The sequence below is a fragment of the Aurantiacibacter gilvus genome (genome assembly GCF_038289935.1).
GTDB lineage: Bacteria > Pseudomonadota > Alphaproteobacteria > Sphingomonadales > Sphingomonadaceae > Alteraurantiacibacter > Alteraurantiacibacter gilvus.
Map to the genome: position 1 here is coordinate 1,016,186 of NZ_JBBYHV010000001.1, position 18,278 is coordinate 1,034,463.

General features: G+C 63.7%; 18 protein-coding genes. 12 read left to right on the top strand and 6 right to left on the bottom strand.

Annotated features, from left to right (window positions below; translation table 11 throughout):
- Positions 1–100 precede the first annotated feature (100 nt).
- On the bottom strand, positions 101–1,039 hold the full coding sequence (locus AAEO60_RS05045; RefSeq protein WP_341672548.1) for a DUF3137 domain-containing protein: 939 nt from the start codon (positions 1,037–1,039) through the stop codon (positions 101–103).
- A gap of 101 nt (positions 1,040–1,140) precedes the next feature.
- On the opposite strand from AAEO60_RS05045, the gene AAEO60_RS05050 reads away from it, so the two are divergent.
- The 3 genes from AAEO60_RS05050 (at position 1,141) to AAEO60_RS05060 (ending at position 3,982) form a co-directional block, all read left to right on the top strand.
- Complete coding sequence (locus AAEO60_RS05050; protein WP_341672549.1) at positions 1,141–1,692, top strand: LemA family protein; 552 nt, start codon at positions 1,141–1,143, stop codon at positions 1,690–1,692.
- 156 nt (positions 1,693–1,848) lie between these two features.
- A complete protein-coding gene (locus tag AAEO60_RS05055; protein ID WP_341672550.1) occupies positions 1,849–3,054 on the top strand; it encodes a type III PLP-dependent enzyme in 1,206 nt (401 codons plus the stop codon).
- 61 nt (positions 3,055–3,115) lie between these two features.
- Entirely contained in the window at positions 3,116–3,982 is an 867-nt protein-coding gene (locus AAEO60_RS05060) for a DUF5694 domain-containing protein (protein WP_341672551.1), read from the top strand.
- Between the two features lie 23 nt (positions 3,983–4,005).
- On the opposite strand, the gene AAEO60_RS05065 is transcribed toward AAEO60_RS05060, so the two are convergent.
- The 5 genes from AAEO60_RS05065 to AAEO60_RS05085 form a co-directional block, all read right to left on the bottom strand.
- Positions 4,006–4,548 carry a hypothetical protein gene (locus AAEO60_RS05065; protein WP_341672552.1) on the bottom strand — a complete coding sequence of 181 codons (543 nt, stop codon included), beginning with the start codon at positions 4,546–4,548 and terminating at the stop codon, positions 4,006–4,008.
- A 95-nt stretch (positions 4,549–4,643) separates the two neighbouring features.
- A complete protein-coding gene (locus AAEO60_RS05070; protein ID WP_341672553.1) occupies positions 4,644–6,779 on the bottom strand; it encodes a putative bifunctional diguanylate cyclase/phosphodiesterase in 2,136 nt (711 codons plus the stop codon).
- Between the two features lie 148 nt (positions 6,780–6,927).
- Positions 6,928–8,148, bottom strand: coding sequence for a 5-aminolevulinate synthase (hemA, locus tag AAEO60_RS05075; RefSeq protein WP_341672554.1), 1,221 nt, complete (start codon positions 8,146–8,148; stop codon positions 6,928–6,930).
- Positions 8,149–8,260: 112 nt separating this feature from the next.
- On the bottom strand, positions 8,261–9,064 hold the full coding sequence (murI, locus tag AAEO60_RS05080) for a glutamate racemase (RefSeq protein WP_341672555.1): 804 nt from the start codon (positions 9,062–9,064) through the stop codon (positions 8,261–8,263).
- 33 nt (positions 9,065–9,097) lie between these two features.
- Positions 9,098–9,799 carry a LuxR C-terminal-related transcriptional regulator gene (locus tag AAEO60_RS05085; protein WP_341672556.1) on the bottom strand — a complete coding sequence of 234 codons (702 nt, stop codon included), beginning with the start codon at positions 9,797–9,799 and terminating at the stop codon, positions 9,098–9,100.
- A gap of 125 nt (positions 9,800–9,924) precedes the next feature.
- Between AAEO60_RS05085 and plsY the strand changes: the two genes are divergently transcribed.
- The 9 genes from plsY to AAEO60_RS05130 all read left to right on the top strand — a co-directional run bounded on the left by plsY (position 9,925) and on the right by AAEO60_RS05130 (position 18,275).
- A complete protein-coding gene (gene plsY, locus AAEO60_RS05090; protein WP_341672557.1) occupies positions 9,925–10,536 on the top strand; it encodes a glycerol-3-phosphate 1-O-acyltransferase PlsY in 612 nt (203 codons plus the stop codon).
- Positions 10,533–11,633 (top strand): DNA-processing protein DprA, encoded by a 1,101-nt coding sequence (dprA, locus tag AAEO60_RS05095; RefSeq protein WP_341672558.1) that lies wholly within the window; start codon positions 10,533–10,535, stop codon positions 11,631–11,633. Before plsY ends, dprA begins: the two co-directional genes overlap by 4 nt.
- Positions 11,623–11,991, top strand: a complete 369-nt coding sequence (locus AAEO60_RS05100) for a hypothetical protein (protein WP_341672559.1) — start codon at positions 11,623–11,625, stop codon at positions 11,989–11,991. Before dprA ends, AAEO60_RS05100 begins: the two co-directional genes overlap by 11 nt.
- Positions 11,992–12,066: 75 nt before the next feature.
- Positions 12,067–13,635 (top strand): vWA domain-containing protein, encoded by a 1,569-nt coding sequence (locus AAEO60_RS05105; RefSeq protein ID WP_341672560.1) that lies wholly within the window; start codon positions 12,067–12,069, stop codon positions 13,633–13,635.
- Positions 13,636–13,689: 54 nt separating this feature from the next.
- A complete protein-coding gene (locus AAEO60_RS05110) occupies positions 13,690–14,394 on the top strand; it encodes a hypothetical protein (protein ID WP_341672562.1) in 705 nt (234 codons plus the stop codon).
- 81 nt (positions 14,395–14,475) lie between these two features.
- Entirely contained in the window at positions 14,476–17,028 is a 2,553-nt protein-coding gene (gene topA / locus AAEO60_RS05115) for a type I DNA topoisomerase (RefSeq protein WP_341672563.1), read from the top strand.
- Positions 17,028–17,210, top strand: a complete 183-nt coding sequence (locus AAEO60_RS05120) for a hypothetical protein (RefSeq protein ID WP_341672564.1) — start codon at positions 17,028–17,030, stop codon at positions 17,208–17,210. The genes topA and AAEO60_RS05120 overlap by 1 nt, the downstream gene beginning before the upstream one ends.
- Before the next feature lie 123 nt (positions 17,211–17,333).
- Positions 17,334–17,573, top strand: a complete 240-nt coding sequence (locus tag AAEO60_RS05125; RefSeq protein ID WP_341672565.1) for a hypothetical protein — start codon at positions 17,334–17,336, stop codon at positions 17,571–17,573.
- A 21-nt stretch (positions 17,574–17,594) separates the two neighbouring features.
- A complete protein-coding gene (locus tag AAEO60_RS05130; protein ID WP_341672566.1) occupies positions 17,595–18,275 on the top strand; it encodes a response regulator in 681 nt (226 codons plus the stop codon).
- Positions 18,276–18,278: the final 3 nt, after the last annotated feature.

An 18,278-nucleotide genomic window follows, 5' to 3' on the forward strand; every position in this document is an offset into this window, starting at 1 on the left:
AAGAACGTGGCTAGGCGCGACCAGGACATGCGTGGGCTATAATTGGGGGCGGTAAAAACGCGGTAAGCAAGCAGGCTATGATTTGCCGGCCGGCGGGCCGCTAGCGAGCCGTCTCGTTCAGCTCCGCGCAGAGGTCGGCCATGGCCATGAACTGGCTGACGCACATCTGTACCATGGCGCGGTCCATGTTGTGGTCGAGCGAGCCGCTCTCGAACATGTTCTCGGTCTTCAGCACGATGGTGAGCTCGCGGTCCTTGAACAGGGTGCGGATGCCTTGCCCACGGAAGGCCTGTTCCAGCGCGATCAGCTTTTCGATGTAGGTTGGGTGGACGAGATAGCGCGCTTCGGTCTGGTCGGTGGTGTAGATGGTGAAGGAATCCTCGAAGTCCGGATGGACCATGTCCGCCTTTTCCAGCACTGCGTCGCCCACCTTGAGTTCGTCCTTCTCGCCAAAGAACCCGAACCGTCGATGACGACCGGATCGCTCCAGCAGGGTTGTGGCATGGAAGCTGCGGGTAAAGCCGATGGTGATCACCGGTCCGCGGAACACGGTCACCCAGCGGCTGTTCTTGCCGCTGCCACGTCGCTCTTCCAGATGCGATTCGTGCAGGCTGAATGGCAGCCCCGCCATGTCGCCGGACCACAGGTCTTCGTGTTTGGCGCGGGTGTAGCTGGGAAACATCTTGTGCGCCTTGGCGCGCAGGAAGCCGTGGCCTTCGCCGCAATCGTGCAGGTAGGAGAGACCGAGCGCCTTCGCGATGGCTTCGTTGATGCCGGACTTGGTCTGCTTCTTGGCGGCCATGATGGGCTGGCGGCTCCACCACAAGGCTCCCATGCCGACAGCAACGCTGGCCCAGATCTTGAACTCTCCGATGGGCAGCAAGAACAGCACCAGTACCAGCGGGATCAGGCCGGCAGCACTGATCAGGTAACGCTGGTTGGTCTTGGCCTTGGCGTCCTGCCGCACCTGTACCTGCGCTTGCAGGAACTGGCCCAGCTCGCCTGCCATCAGCGCGTCAATGTCAGGACGCTCGATCATGATTCCCCCCGGATCAGTACCTTTCTCGCCCAATTCCCTTTGCGAGCGAAAGCTTTAATGGCACATAACTCGTCAACAGGAACAGGGGTAGGACGTTCGTTATGGGTTGGATAATTCCGCTTGTCGTAGTGGTAGTGGTCGGCATGGTGCTGGTGGGCATCTACAACCGGCTCGTCGGCCTGCGCCAGAACGTGAACCAGGGCGTCGCCGATATTGATGCGCAGCTGCGCCAGCGTCACGATCTCATCCCCAACCTCGTGAACACCGTGAAGGGCTATGCCACGCACGAGAAGGAAACGCTCGACCAGGTGGTCCAGGCGCGCAATTCGGCTGCGCAGGGATCGATCAATTCTAGTGACGAGGCGCAATTGCGCGTTGCACTGGACCGGATGCTCGCGCTTGCCGAGTCGTATCCTGACCTGAAAGCCAATACCAATTTCCAGGAACTGCAACGCGAATTGGCTGACGTGGAAGACAAGCTGGCGGCTGCACGGCGCGCCCTGAACGCCGCCGTTTCGCGCTACAACACCGGCCGCGAGACCTTCCCGGCCGTGCTGTTCGCCGGGATGCTGGGCTTCCAGCCTGCCGACTTCCACCGCCTCGATGACAGCGAGCAGGGCGTGGTCGACCAGGTGCCGCAGATCCAATTCTGACGGGCACCTGCCAAAAAAATGGGCGGGTTGGAACGACCCGTCCGTTTTCATTTGCGATTCAGCGAATCCCGCTTATATGCGCGCTTCCGCTGCCCCAAGGGGTCCCAACCGCAAGGCAGCCGTGTTGTGGTATGTTACCTTAGGGGGTCCCTTGAATTGCACGAATATCCTGACGCCAAGGCTGTAGTCCGCGCTCTCGAGCCGGACGATCCGGTAATCCTGACGCGCCCCCTCGCGGCGGCGCGCGCGGCCCGATTCTTCGTCGAGAAGTTCCCGGGCAAGGCGATGTACGCGGTGAAGGCCAACCCGACGCCAGACTTGATCCAGATCCTGTGGGACAACGGGGTAACGCATTACGACGTCGCCTCGATCGCCGAGGTTCGACTTGTGCGTGGCCTGCTGCCCGACGCCACGCTGTGCTTCATGCACCCGGTGAAAACCGCACGCGCCGTGCGCGAGGCCTATTTCGAGCATGGGGTGAAGACCTACAGCCTCGATACCCTCGAAGAGCTGAACAAGATCGTCGCGGCGACCACCGCAGAGGACGGCACGCCTGCCGCAGACCTGCAATTGCTGGTGCGCCTGCGCGTATCATCGGAGCATTCCGAGCTGTCGCTGGCAGCCAAGTTCGGCGTCGACCTGTTCGACGCCGCGCCGTTGCTGCAGGCGACCCGCCAGCATTGCGATGCGCTGGGTATCTGCTTCCACGTGGGTAGCCAGGCAATGACGCCGTTCGCCTATGTGCAGGCGCTTGACCGTGTTCGTGCCGCGATTGCCGAAGCGGCCGTCACCGTCGATATCATCGATGTGGGCGGGGGCTTCCCCAGCGCCTACCCGGGTCTCGAGCCGCCGCCGTTGGAAGATTATTTCGAACAGATCCACCGGCACTTCGAAGCCCTGCCGATTTCCTATTCGGCAGAGCTCTGGGGCGAGCCGGGTCGTGCCCTGTGTGCCGAGTATTCCTCGATCATCGTGAAGGTGGAAAAGCGCCGTGGGGACGAACTCTACATTAACGACGGTTCCTATGGTGCGCTGTTCGATGCCGCCCATGTTGACTGGCGTTTCCCGGTACGGGCACTGGAAGACGACCTGCGCGAGCCGGAAGCCGAATTCGCTTTCTACGGCCCCACCTGCGACGATGCGGATTACATGAAGGGGCCCTTCATGCTGCCGGCTGACATCCAGGCGGGCGACTATTTCGAGATCGGCATGCTGGGTGCCTATGGCGCGGCGATGAAGACCGCCTTCAACGGCTTCGGCGCCACCGAGGGCGCGATTGTCACGGACGAACCGATGTCGAGCCTCTATCGCGGCGACCGCAAGGATCCGCGTGAGAGCGACAACGTGGTGAACCTGCGTTAGGCGTAGGCTTGCTTTACCCTCTTGCTGTATTACATCACCAATACGGCAAGAGGGAGATCTTATGAGATTCGCATCGCTCGGCGCACTGGCGCTGGCTGTTACGCCGGTTGCGGTACTGGCAGACCATCACGCCGAAGCCCCCGCAGACGCACCTGTCGAAGTGATGGTGCTGGGGGTCTACCATTTCGACAACCCGGGTCTCGACATGGTCAATGTCGAGGTCGACGATGTGCTGACCCCGCAGCGGCAGTCGGACCTGCAGGCCATCACCGACTCCTTGGCGGGATGGGCACCTACGCGTGTCCTGCTCGAGGCACAGCCCGACACCGAAGACCTGCACCTTGAGAGTTATCGTACCGGCGCTGCGCAGCGCGTTGCCGAGGATCGTAACGAGCATTTCCAGTTGGGCTACCGGCTTGCCCTGCAAATGGGCCACGAAGACGTCTACGGCTTCGACGAACGCGGCGGGGAAGGGGAGCCGGACTATTTTCCCGTGCAGGCCGTGCAGGCGTGGGCGGAGGCCAACGGTGCCATGCCGAAGTTCGGCGCGCTGGTGGGCCGAGTGGAGTCCATCGTCGCGGAGATTTCAGCTGACGACGCGGAATGCTCGATCGCGCGCAATCTCGTCCAGCACAACGATCCCGGTCTCGCGCGCGAAACCCACGGTGCTTTCTACTACGGCATGATGCAGTTCGGCGACGCCGATGAGCAGCCGGGCGCTGAGCTCAATGCCTACTGGTACATGCGCAATGCCAAGATGTTCGCCAAGGTCGGCCTGATCGCCGAGCCGGGCGACCGGGTGCTGATCATCGTCGGTTCGGGCCACAAATACTGGCTCGATCACTTCGCCAGCGAAGCCGAAGGTTACACCAGTGTCGATCCGCGTCCGTGGCTGGAAGCGGCCGACGACGGGCGCTGCAATAGCTGACGCTCGCCGCCGACCGCGGATGCCTAGTCGAAAATGCTCACGTCGCGCGACTCGCGCTCGGTGGAGCGGTGGAGGATGCCACCGGAGGGGATCTCCGGCTTGAACGCCTGATGGCATCCTTCGCAGTTTTCGACCAGGCGATCGCCAATGGCGCGCCAGGCTTCGACATCGGTTGACTGGCTCTCCGCCAGCGGCAGGGCGTCCTGTCCGATCGCGGTGAGGTTATCGGACATTTCCTGCCAGCCGGCGTCTCCAGTCCAAATGGCGTCCATTTCACCGGTGCCCGGTACCTGAATGATCTGGCCGCCCAGGATCATGTCGTAGGTGGCGCTGCGGACGAGGTCCCAGTCCGCCTCGTCGCGGGGCATGTCGCCATTGCCCACGGCCCAGAGGTAGTCCGCCGAATTGTCGATCAGGCCGACCATGGCGGCGTTGATGCTGACGGGCAGTTCGGTCAGCCCGGCGTGAGCCGTGGCCTCAGCCGTTTCCTCACTGTCCTGCGCGGTGTCGCAGGCGCTCAGGGCGAGGCAGAATGTCCCGATGATAAGCGCAGTCTTGGGCCGCATGATGTTGTCTCCCAACTGCGGCGGACCTTTCGCCGCATTGGGAGTAGAGGCCTTCCCGGGTCAAAGCTCATTGATCCCGATCAATATGCACGGGATCAGCTGCGTTGGACCTGCACCTGCATGAATTGCGGCTGGCTCCTGGGCCCATCGCCCATCATGGCCGCCGGATAGTTGCCCGGCGGGAGCGATGTGAGCGGCATGCCCGCCGCAGCGAGGGCATAGGGCGAGACACGATGGCGGGTGCACAAGCCGCCCGCGCCGTCGCTGATCAGCGGGGTCTCGAACTCGACGCCGATCGTGGCATCCTCGCTGCGTACGACGGAGCAGACGACAAGCTGGCCGCCGCCCATGTCGAGTACCATCCCGGTCCCCACGGGAACGCCGACAAGGCCTTCGATCCGCGAGCCAGTTTTGGAAAGGTCGCGCATCACGGCGTCGTAGCGGTGATCTTCGTGGATGATGCCGATGCGGCGGAACACGCTGCGGCGTTCGGGGCGATACTGGTCCGGCCCGTTGGGCTTGATCCGGTATCCGCCGGTGGCGATTTCCGCGAGGATTTCGTCCTGCGGGCGGGCCTTGGAATAGATCCAGCCCTGGATGTACTTGGCACCCTTTTCGCAGACGAGGTTGAACTGGTCGAAGGCTTCCACGCCTTCGACCGTCACATCCATTCCCAGCGCGTTCGACAGGCCGATGATCGCAGAGATTATCTTGGCGCTGTTCTGGTCTTTCTGGGTACAGCTGTCGACGAAGCTCTTGTCGACCTTGAGCTTGTCGAACGGGGCGGAGCGCAGGTAGCTGAGCGAAGAATATCCGGTGCCGAAGTCATCGAGCGCCAGTCGCACGCCGAGATGTTTCAGGGCGTTGAAGGTCTTCTCGGTGGCTTCGCTGTCACCCATGAACACCGTTTCGGTGAGTTCCAGCTCCAGCCGGTCCGGGTTGAGTTGGGTGTCCGCCAGCACGTTGGTGACGATCGAGACGAAGCCCTTGTTGGAAAACTGCTTGGCCGACACGTTGACGGAAACGCGCACAGTTTCAGGCCACTGCAAGGCATCCTGGCAGGCGCGGCGAATAGCCCATTCGCCCAGGACATTGATCATGTCGCTGTCCTCGGCGATGGGAATGAAGTGCATCGGCGGGATATTACCCTTTTCCGGGTGCTCCCAGCGCATCAGCGCTTCGAAGCCGACAATCATGTGATCCTTGGTGCGCACCACCGGCTGGTAGTGCAGCTTCAACTGGTCGTTCGCGAGGGCTTCACGCAGGTCATCCAGCATGAGCTGGCGTTCCTGTTCGACGTCCTTCAGTTCGGCCGAATAGAAGCGGTACATGCCGCGACCGCCATTCTTGGCGGCGTAAAGCGCCAAGTCAGCGCTGCGCACCAGTTCGTCGCGTTCCAGCCCGTCATAGGGCGCGATGGAGACGCCGATCGAAGCGCCAATGATCGCCCGCTTGCCTTCCACCTGGTAGGGGCTGGAGAGCATCTGGATCACCTTGTCGGCCAGTTCGCCCAGCTCTCCGCGATCGTCCATATCCGGCAAGATGATCTGGAATTCATCACCGCCTATTCGCCCGATCTCGCCTTTTCCCCCACAGACCGCGCGGAGGCGTTCGGACACCTGCTTCAGCAGGTCGTCACCGGCGGGGTGGCCCATGGTGTCGTTGACGTATTTGAACTTGTCGAGGTCCAACAGCATCAGCGCGCAGGCGCGCTTGGCGGACTTGTAGGCGGCCAAGGTGGAATCGAGCTTGCGATCCATCCGGTGGCGGTTGGCGAGGCCGGTCAGGGAATCGAACTCCGCCATCCGCGAATCTTCCAGCTTGCGCTGGAATTCGACGGTGACGTTCTTCACGCTGCCACGATAGCCGAGGTTGTTGCCTTCCTCGTCGATCTTTGGGTGCCCGGTGATTGACCACCAGACCGGCTGTCCGCGCGCGTCGGTCAGCTTGACGACAAGGTCACTCAGTTTGGTGCGTGACGACAGCAGGAAATTGAGCGAGCGGTCGGACTTTTCGTCGGGGTTGTCACGGTCGATATCGACCAGTTCCACGAGCGGCTTGCCGATCAACTGGCTGCTTTCCGCGCCAAGGCTCTGGATGGCGCGATCGGACAGGTATGCGAGGCGGCCCTCGGCGTCTGTCGCCCATACCCAGCCGATCCCTGCCTGCTCGAAATCGTCGAGGATTCGCAGACGCAGGTCGTCGATCTGGCGCTCTGGGGCACCAGACATACCCTTGAAAAGGCTTTTGACCGCCATTCGCTCCAACATAATGCCAGCGCCGGGAAATTCCCGGCCACCTGACTGCCTTGGCGAAAAATGGTTTATTTGCTGCTAATGAAGCACGCGGAATGACGTGGTGTCCGGGCGTCCGGGCGGGTCAGGCAGCCTGGCGCAGCTCCAGCTCCAGCCGGTCCCAGATCTCCACCAGCGCGTCGCCCAACTCGTCCATCATGGCTTCGGTGTGGGCGGGGCCGGGGGTGAAACGCAGGCGTTCGGTACCGCGCGGCACGGTGGGGAAGTTGATCGGCTGCACGTAGACGCCGTATTCGGCGAGCAGGATGTCGCTGATCTTCTTGGCGCGCACCGGGTCGCCCACCATCAGCGGGACGATGTGCGTGGTGCTGTCCATCACCGGCAGGCCGCGGTCGCGCAGCTTTTCCTTCAGCATGGCCGCTGCCGCCTGCTGGCCGTCGCGTTCTACAGAGCTCTGCTTCAGGTGGCGGACCGCCGCCAGCACGCCTGCTGCCAGCACCGGGCTTAGCGAAGTGGTGAAGATGAAGCCGGGGGCATAGGAACGGATGCAGTCGATCACCTTGCGGCTGGAGGCGACATAGCCGCCCATCACGCCGAAAGCCTTGCCCAGTGTGCCTTCGATCAGGTCGATGCGGTGCGCGGCTTCGTCGCGCTCGGAAATGCCGCCACCATGGTCACCATACATGCCCACGGCGTGGACTTCGTCGATGTAGGTGAGGGCGTTGTACTTCTCGGCAAGGTCGCAGATCGCGTGGATCGGGGCGACGTCGCCGTCCATCGAATAGACGCTTTCGAAAGCGATCACCTTCGGCGTATCGGGATCTTCGGCGGCCAGCAGCTCTTCAAGGTGCTCGACATCATTATGCCGGAACACGCGCTTGTCGCAGCCGGAATTCCGGATGCCGGCGATCATGCTGGCGTGATTCAGCTCGTCGGAGAAGATCACGCAGCCCGGCAGCAGCTTGGCCAGGGTCGACAGCGTGGCGTCGTTGGAAACATAGCCCGAAGTGAACAACAGCGCGGCTTCCTTGCCGTGCAGGCTGGCCAGCTCACTCTCCAGCTCGATGTGGTAGTGCGTGTTGCCGCCGATATTGCGCGTACCGCCCGAACCGGCGCCGACGTCGTGCAGCGCCTCTTCCATGGCGGCGATCACCTTGGGGTGCTGGCCCATGGCGAGGTAGTCGTTGGAACACCAGACGGTGATCGGCTTGGGGCCGTTGTGCCCGGCAAAGCAGCGGGCATTGGGGAAGGCCCCCTTGTTCCGGAGGATGTCGATGAAGACGCGATAGCGCCCTTCCGAATGCAGACGGTCAATCGCCTGGTCGAAAATCTGGTCGTAGTTCACGCGCTCTTCCACACTACGCCGCAGACCCCTCGGCGGCTCCGATTCCGCTAGGGGACTTAGTCAATCGGGGCCGCGGTTTGAAGCACGAAGTTTGCGAGCGATTCGCAGCAAATCAAAAGCGAACGAGACTTTCTAGGCCATAATTGGCAAGGGCAGGGGCAAGCTTCTCGAAGTCTTCCAGCGGCCCGGTCGTCACGGCGAAGTCAGGCTGCTGCCGCTCCAGCCGCTGGCTTTCGAGCAATGATGCGATCCGCCGCGCAATGCCCTGTGCACCGTCGATCAGGGCTACCCCTTCACCGAATTCAGTTGCCAGTTCCTCGTGCAAGAGCGGGAAATGGGTGCAGGCGAGCACCACCGTGTCGATTTCGTCGCCGCGCGGCATGTTGCGCAGCGCCCGGACCGCAGCGCGGATGGTCGCAAGATCGATGGGTTGCCCGCGCAGCTTGGCCTCTGCCGGCCCCACGAGTTCGGGTGCGCCGTGTCGCAGCAGCGTCTTGCCGTCCGCAAACTTCGCTTCCAGCCGGTCGACATAGGGTTGGCGGATCGTGCCCTTGGTTCCCAGCAGGCCGATGACACCGCTCTTCGTCATGGCCGCAGCGGGTTTGATCGCCGGGACCGTGCCGACCACGGGGATTTCCAGCACGTCGCGCACCATGTCGAGCGCGATGGTGCTGGCCGTGTTGCAGGCGATGCAGGCAAGGCGCGGACGATAACGTTCGCTCATCCGCCCCAGCAACCCGGCGACGCGTGCAGCGACTTCGGCCTCCGTCTTCTCGCCGTATGGCAAACCGGCCTGGTCCGCCGCGAAGATTACCGGGGCATCGGGCAACAGCTTGCGCAGTTCCCCCAGCACCGTCAGCCCGCCGACGCCGGAATCGAAGATCAGGATGGGAGAGGAATCTGCGGGCTGGGCCATCGCCGCAGGGGATGGCCAAAGCTGCCTGTCCGGTCAACTGGCATCCTGTGCGGCGGTGCTGGATGACCATCGGCCATATTCCTGCGGGTTGATACGACCGTCGCCGTCGCGATCTGCCATGCGGTAGAAATTGCCGCGTTCTTCCTCCGACGAGAGGCGGATCGAATCGGCGGAGTAGCTGACCGTGCCGTCTCGGCTTCTCCGCAATTCCACATCGCCGCCCATGAATGCCACCATGGGCGCTTCTTCGCCGTCGATGAAGCCCGACCCGTCCGCGTCCACATCGGCAAAGGCACCCGGAACGTAGACCAGCACCTCTGCAGGACGCGCCTCGACCCGCACGGTTGCGGGTGCTTCACCAGCAGGCGGTTGCTGAGGTGCTTCGGGGTTGAGGATTACGGATGCAACCAGGGCGATGGCAATGATGGTCATGAGGGCAACTCCTGCGGCGATCTTGCGGAAGCTGCGGGACTGGAGCGGATCGGCATTGGCAGGAAGGTCTGCCGCTTGGGGTACAGCGCGATCGTACCCCTCGCTTTCGGACAGGATGCGCGCTGCCTCGATGGAGGACGACACATCCAGTTTGATGCGTGCCATCTTCAGCCGCTTCTCGACCGCGTAGTGCGACACGCCCAGGTCGAGCGCAATCTCCTTAGCCGTCTTGTGTTCCAGCCAGGCGCGCAGGCACTCTTTCTCGCGCTCGGTGAGTTTCGTGACGGACGCAGCGTTTGCCATGCGAAGGGACATAAGCGCGTGACTGGCCAATCCAAAGTACGGTCGATTGGTACCGCGTCCAATTCGGACACTTCCGGTTGTTTTCCCCTGCCAATCCGGGATTGAGTGGCTATGACGTAGCCGCAATGGACCAGATTCTCGGATTCCTGATCGGCTATGCATCGGGCTCGATTCCTTTCGGGCTGCTGCTGGCCATGGCGGCAGGCAAGGGCGACATTCGCCAGATCGGCAGCGGCAATATCGGCGCGACCAACGTGCTGCGCACGGGCAGCAAGTGGCTGGCGGCGGGCACCTTGTTGCTCGACCTGGCCAAGGGGCTGGTGCCGGTAATCCTCGCCAAGGCCCTGTTCGACCAGCCGGAAGCCATGCCTGAGGCCGCCTACGGGCCGGTTCCGCTGGCCGCACTGGGCGCCGTGCTGGGCCATTGCTTCCCGGTCTGGCTGAAGTTCAGGGGCGGCAAGGGCGTGGCCACCAATGCCGGCGTATCCTTCGGCCTCGCCTGGCAGGTGGGACTGGCCTACGCGCTGGTGTGGATCGTGGTGCTGGCCCTTGGCCGCATCAGCTCGGTCGCCGGTATGAGCGCGGTCGTGGCGGCAGCGCTGGCTGCGGTCGCCTTGGGCTATGCTGCCTATATCCCGGTGCTGGCCGTAATCGCCGTGCTGATCATCTGGCTGCACCGCGCCAATATCGGCCGCCTGTTGCACGGTGAGGAACCGAAAGTCGGCAGCAAGAAGTGAGCGAGGCAAGGCTCACGCAGGACGAGGCTTTTGCCCGCATCCGCCTGTTGCGCTCCGCCAATATCGGCCCGGTCAGCTACTTCCAGTTGCTGCGGCGGTTCGGGACTGCGCAGGCGGCGATCGAGGCCTTGCCCGATCTCGCCGCGCGCGGGGCCAAGCGCAATTACCAGCCGACAGCGCGCGAGCGGATCGAGCGCGAAGTCGAGGCCACGCGGGCAGCCAAGGCGCGTTACCTCTTCCACGACCAGCCAGATTACCCCGCGCTGCTCGCCGCCATGGAGGGCGCACCGCCTTTCGTCACCACGCGCGGCGACGTGTCACTGGCGAGCAAGCCCTGCGTCGCCATGGTCGGTGCGCGCAACGCCTCCGCCGCCGCGACCAAGCTGGCGCGCGACTTGGCACGGGACATTGCCGACGAAGGGTTCGTGGTGGTTTCGGGCCTCGCCAAGGGGATCGACGGGGCCTGTCACGAGGGCGCGCTTCCGGCGACCATCGGGGTGATCGCCAGCGGGATCGACATTGCCTACCCGCCGCAGCACGCCAAGCTGCAGGAGCAGATCGCAAGCGAGGGACTGCTGATCGCCGAGGAAGCCCCCGGCACCGAACCGCGCGGCCAGCAATTTCCCAAGCGCAACCGCATCATCGCCGGGCTCGCCATGGGCACGGTGGTGGTCGAGGCTGCGCCCAAGTCTGGCTCGCTGATCACCGCAAGGCTGGCGGGCGAGGCGGGGCGCGAGGTCATGGCCGTGCCCGGCCACCCGGCAGATGCCCGCTCGCAAGGCTGCAATCAATTGATCCGCGAAGGTGCCGTGCTGGTGCAGACGGCCGCCGACGTGATCGAACTGCTATCGGGCTTTGACGGGCAGCCGCGCTCCAGCGTACGCGAACCCGGCGAGGATTGGCAGGTGGGCGAAGTGCCGGACGACCTGCCCGCCGACGATATAGCCAGCCTGCTGTCCACCGCGCCGGTTGCCGTGGACGAACTCGTCCGGCAGACAGGTAACAGCACCGGCGCGGTCGCCATGGCCTTGCTGGAACTAGAGATTGCCGGACGGCTGGAACGTCACGCCGGGGGAAGGGTGAGCCTTGTCGGATAATGCAGCAACAATCACCTTCGCCCGCCGGGTCTATATCGGTGCTGCGCTGTATGGTTTTATCGGAGCCTCGACGCTTTACTTCACCGACGCGCCTGATCCGCACCGGTTGCTCTACTTCGCCTTCGCCGGGATTGCACTGGTGTTCCAGGGCGTGTTCCTGGTGATTGCCCGCGATCCGAAGAAGTATGCCGCCTTCATCCCGCTGACGATCTTCGAGAAACTCAGCTTCGGCGTTCCCGCGCTGGCCTTCTGGTCGCAGGGACAGGCGGCGGACGACATGGCGCTGGGCGGGGCGGTGGACCTGCTGCTGGGGGTGCTGTTCACGATCACCTGGCTGAAAATGCGCAAGGCCGCCTGACCCAGCCGATCATCCGGCGTTCATCTGCCGCCCCTTACCGATGATGTGATAAAGTATCATCGAGGGGGAATCCTGATGCGTTTGAAGAAGTTCGTGGCCCTGGCCTGTTCGGTTGCCGTGCTGGCACCGATCCCGACGGTGGCGGCTGGCCCGCAAGAGCAGGCGCATGATCGCCGACACGCCCCGCTGCCGGTGCGCGAGTATTGCCGCTTGCCCGAGCCACTGCCCCAGTTGGGCCCCGAACGCGCATGGCAGGGCCAGCAGCAGCAGCCCCGCGTCGCCAGTTCGCGCGCCATGGCCGAGCCGGAAATGGCTGCGCCCCCGCCGCCGGCTCCCCCTCCACCGCCACCACCGCCACCTTCGGCGCCGGTGCCCGGCAGTGCGTCGTCCGATGCCGTGGTGGTGACCGGCACCCGCGTTGCGCGGTCGGACTACGAATCGGCTTCGCCAGTCGCGACCGTGGGTTCCGAGAGCGCCCCGGTCCGCACCTCGCCTGCGATCATGCCGCCGCCGGGCCGCCGTCCACAGCCGCGCCCGCAGAGCGGCTTGCTGACGGCAGGCGAGCACGACGACCTGCTCAACCCCGAACTCTATGCCCGCTACGTCCACCGCTCGAACGTCGGGCAGGCGGCGCAAGGAGTGCCGGTGCTCGATACCTCGCGCCTGCTGACCGTGGAACTGCGCGACAACCGCGGACGGGCCATGCCGTTCGAGACGGTCGAACTGCGCTGCGCTGACGGCAACACCATCGAACTGCGCACCGTGGCAGACGGCACCGTGGTGTTCTTCCCCGAGCTCGACCGCCTGAGCGACCGCGTCTGGGTTCGCGCTGGCGGTGGCGACTGGCGCGAGGTCGTGCTGTCGCAGGAAGCGGGCGGACAGGACGTGCGGATCACCTCGCGTCGCTCGGCCCAGGCCGTGACCAAGCTCGACCTCAACCTGGTGATCGACGTGACCGGATCGATGAGTGACGAGCTGCGCTTCCTGCAGGCCGAACTGACCTCGATCATCGACCAGCTTTCCGCGCGCCACCGGGGGCTGGACATCCGGATCGGCTTCACCTTCTACCGCGACCAGACCGATGCCTTCGTCACCAATACCCACGGTTTTGACCGCGCACGGGGGCGGATGCTGGACGTGCTCAACCAGTACAGCGCGGGCGGTGGCGGAGACTACGAGGAAGCCATGCAGGAAGCGCTCATTCGCGCTGCCGGGCAGGACTGGCGCCCCGATGCAGTGAAAACGCTGCTGCTGGTGGCTGACGCGCCGCCACACGACCAGGACATTGCGCTCACCTGGCGCGCTGCCGAGCATTTGCGCGCCGAGCGGGTCCATATCGTACCCGTCGGGGCATCCGGCGTGGCGGACAAGGCGGAATACATCATGCGCGCCATGGCTGCGGCCACGCAATCCCGCTACACCTTCCTCACCGACGACAGCGGAATCGGCAATGCCCACGCCGAGCCTGACGTGGACTGCTACCTCGTCACGCGGCTGGACCAGTTGCTGCGGCGCGTGATCGACAGCCAGCTGTCGGGCCGCCGGATCGAGCCGGAGGATCGCGAGGTTATCCGCTCGGTCGGCAGTTACGACGCAGGACGCTGTGTCCTGCCCGCGAACTGGGACTGGCGGCAGCAGAAATAGGTCCGATCTGGCGGCTATCGCCTTGACAGCGCCTTGCAATTCTCTTCCCTAGGCATGGTCAATCCAGATGGGGGAATTGAAATGCAAGTGACGCCGCCGAAGGAACTGCAGGTCGGCCGGATCCTCGAAGTGACCTTCGACGTGGTCGAGCGCAACGCCGTTGCTGCGGTGATCTTCATCGTGGGGCTGGTGGTGGTGAACAGTGCCATCGGCTATTTCGGCGTGGACTACAGTTCCTTCGTCCAGATGATAGGAAAGCAGTTCATCGCCGCGCTGATCGGCATCGTGGCGGCCTTCCTCCTGCTCGTATCCATGCTGCGCGACGCCGGTTTCCTGCGCGGCGCAGCGGACGAGATGTTCCTGCCATACGTAGGTCTGTCCATCCTTGCCGGACTGGGCGTGATTGTGGGTTTCTTCCTGATCATCTTCCCCGGCCTCTACCTGATGGCGCGCTGGGCACCCGCACCTTCCATCCTGCTGTCGCAGCGCAAGGGCGTGATCGATTCGATGAAGGAAAGCTGGGAACGCACGGGCGGCAACGAGTTCTCGATCATCCTCGTCGTGCTGATCCTGGTGGTGCTGCAGTTCGGCGTGGGCTTTGCCGTCACCAGCACGTTCGATCCCTCGTCGATTGTCGGGATTGTCATCGCCCAGCTCGTGGCGACCGGTACCAGCGTGGTGTCCACCGCCATGGGCGTTGCCCTGTACAAGCTGCTGGTGGTTGATCGGGACGGCGGGGTTGGCAAAACCTTCGACTAGGCGCATTGGCGCTTGACGGCAGTCCCCAATCGTCACCACCTTCGCGCGTACGTACACGTGTAAGGAAATCCCGGAATACCCATGCAACTGGTAATCGTTGAGTCGCCCGCGAAGGCGAAGACCATCGAGAAGTATCTTGGCGCGGACTACAAGGTCCTCGCTTCCTACGGCCATGTCCGCGACTTGCCGGCCAAGGACGGCTCGGTGCGTCCGGACGAGGACTTCGCCATGGACTGGGAGGTCTACAACGACCAGCGCAACCGCAGCCAGGTGAAGGCCATTGCCGACGCAGCGAAAAAGGCCGACCGCCTGATCCTGGCCACTGACCCTGACCGAGAAGGCGAGGCGATCAGCTGGCACGTCATGGACCTGCTGAAGAAGCGCAAGGCTTTGCCCGAACAGGTGCAGCGTGTCACCTTCAACGCCATTACCAAGGCCGCCGTCACCGAGGCTATGAAGGCTCCGCGCGAGCTCGACCACGACCTGATCGACGCCTACCTCGGCCGCCGCGCGCTGGATTACCTGTTCGGCTTCACCCTGTCGCCGGTGCTGTGGCGCAAGCTGCCGGGTGCCAAGTCGGCTGGCCGGGTGCAGTCGGTCGCCCTGCGTTTGATCTGCGAGCGCGAGCGCGAGATCGAGGTCTTCCGGCCGGACGAATACTGGTCTGTCGTCGCCAAGATGGCGCATGACGGCACCGATTTCGATGCCCGCCTCGTTCGCTTTGACGGCGAGAAGCTCGACAAGCTGACGCTCGGTAACGAGGGTTCTGCCATGGCCGCCAAGGCAGCGGTCGAGAATGGCAAGTTCACGGTCGAGGACGTCGAGACCAAGCCGCTCAAGCGCAGCCCGGCCCCCCCGTTCACCACTTCGACGCTGCAGCAGGAAGCCGCGCGCAAGCTGGGCTTCTCCGCCAGCCACACCATGCGCTGCGCCCAGTCGCTCTACGAAGCAGGCGCGATCACCTACATGCGTACCGACGGTGTGCAGATGGACATGAGCGCGATCATGGCCTGCCGCGATGCCATCGAGGAGCGTTTCGCGACCGAATACCGGCCCGAAAAGCCCCGTTTCTACCAGACCAAGGCCAAGAACGCGCAGGAAGCGCACGAGGCAATCCGCCCGACCAATTTCGGGCGCGACCGCGCCGGTTCCGGCGACGAAGCCAAGCTCTACGACCTGATTTTCAAGCGTGCCATGGCCAGCCAGATGGCCACCGCGCAGCTGGAACGCACCACGGTCACCATGCGCGATCCCACCGCCAAGCACGAACTGCGCGCCACCGGCCAGGTGGTGAAGTTCCCCGGCTTCCTTGCCGTCTATTCGGAAAGCTTCGACGAGAAGTCGGACGATGACGATGACAACCTCCTGCCGGTCATGCGCAAGGGCGATGCCCCGGCCAAGAAAGCGGTCGAGGCAACCCAGCACTTTACCCAGCCGCCGCCGCGCTTTTCCGAAGCGAGCCTGGTCAAGCGGCTCGAGGAACTGGGGATCGGCCGTCCGTCCACCTATGCCTCCACCATCCAGACCCTGCGCGATCGCGACTATGTGCGGATGGAGAAGAACCGTTTCTTTGCAGAGGATTCGGGACGCCTGCTGACTGCCTTCCTCGAACGCTTTTTCCCCCGCTACGTCGCTTATGATTTTACTGCGAGCCTCGAAGACGAGCTGGACGAAGTCTCCGGCGGCCGGGCCGAGTACAAGACGCTGCTCGGTGACTTCTGGCGCGACTTCAAGCCCAAGAGCGACGAGGTCATGGAACGCCAGCCTTCGGAAGTGACGGAGGACCTCGACAAGTTCCTGGAGGACTTCCTCTTCCCTGAACGCGAGGACGGCAACCCGCCGCGCTTCTGCCCGCTGTGCGCAGAGCAGGGCCGCGAAGGCGGAGAATTGCACCTGCGTGGTGGCCGCTACGGTGCCTTCATCGGCTGCGTGAACTATCCCGAGTGCACCTTCCGCCGGAAGTTCGGCCAGCCGGGCAGTGACGATGGCAGCGACGACGGCGTGATGGGCGAAGACCCCGAAACCGGCCTGCCGGTCGAGCGCAAGTCCGGCCGTTTCGGGCCTTACGTCCAGTTGGGCGAGGGCAAGGAAGCCAAGCGCGCTTCCATCCCCAAGGATATCGACGACTTCGACCTGGAATGGGCCTTGAAGCTGCTCGCCCTGCCGCGCGTGATCGGCCAGCACCCCGATACCGGCAAGGATATCGAGGCAGGCCTGTGGCGCTATGGTCCGGCAGTGCGTCACGACGGCACCTACGGCAAGCTGCAGCATACCCGCGAGATTTTCGAGATCGGCATGAACCGCGCGGTCGATTTGCTGGCCCAATCCGCCAATCGCAAGAGCGGCGGACGCGGCAGCCGAGAGCCGCTGAAGGTGCTCGGCAAGACCGAGGCGGGTGACGATATCAAGCTGATGGACGGCCGCTATGGTGCCTACATCACCGACGGCAACGTCAACGCCACGATCCCCAAGGACAAGGACAAGGAGTCCCTGACGCTCGAAGAAGCGCTCGTCCTGATCGCCGAGAAGGCGGCCAAGGCGCCGGCGAAGAAGAAGCGCAAGGCACCTGCCAAGAAGAAGACTGCAGCGAAGAAGAAGGCCCCGGCCAAGAAGAAGGCGGCAAAAGCGGACTGATGGCGAAAGAGCACTTCGAGCGGCACAAACAGCCATGGAACGGTGAGGAGGCAGGCAAGCTGAAGCTGCTTGCCTCCAAGGGGCAGGGCTTGAAGCAGATCGCCAAGGCGCTGAACCGGAGCGAGGAATCCACCCGGGATTTCGCCAAGAAGAACAAGATCGCTGTCGCCAAGAAGCGATAACGGCGCAGAATTCACGCTGTCCGATCGTGCGGGATCGGCGGATATCCTTTCCGCGTTGGTAAATAATCAACCCTTGGCGGCTAATCAGGTGGTCTGATCAAAGGTTTGCCCAAAGGTCCGCAAGTGATTGAAGTCGAAATCCAGAACGAGACCCACCAGACGCAGCAGCGGCTGCGCTTTGCTTCCGTCCCGCGCATTGGCGAGGGCGTGAGGTTGCGCGAAGACGACGGCATCTGGGAAAACTACGATGTCCTCGACGTTTGGTACCAGAAGGCCGAGTTCGGCGATGTCTGGGTCCCCTATCTCCATGTCCGCGCAGCATCGGCAGCCATGCCGAAAGCCGTGTCGGCTGGCCGCTTCTAGCTAGGGGCAGGGAGACACACGATGCAGCATCTCATCAAGCGTTCCACCGGCCGGCATGCTCGCAACGACAATCGTTCGGCGGAATCCATGTCGCTGGCCCAGCGTCTCGCCGCCAATCGACAGGCGTCTGACGCCGCGATCAAGCGGGCCGATGATACGGAGGAAGTCGATCAGGTCGAGGCCGCACCTCCGCCGGTGCAGGCGCAGCCCGCACCGGCTCCGGCAGCCGAACCGGCCCCACCGCCCGCTGCGGCATCGGCTCCGGTGGCTGACACCGATGCCATCGTCCGCGCTGCCAAGGCCGCCCGTGACGGAGCCAAGCCGGTCAGCGCCAATGGCAAGACCTGCCTGATCGTCGATGACAGCCGCGTGATCCGCAAGGTGGCGCGGCAGATCATGGAAGGCTTCGGCTATGCCGTGATTGAAGCCGAGAACGGCGAGGAAGCCCTGACCCGGTGCAAGAAGGACATGCCGCACCTGATCCTGACCGACTGGAACATGCCGGTGATGAGCGGCCTCGATTTCGTCGCCCGCATGCGCGAGTTGCCGGAATCGAAGAAGGCCACCGTGGTCTTCTGCACCTCCAAGGGCGAAGTGGCAGACATCCATGCCGGCATTGCCGCCGGAGCCGACGACTACATCGTCAAGCCGTTCGAAGAGACCGCGCTGAAGGCCAAGCTGGAGTCGCTGGGCGCGCTGTGAGCG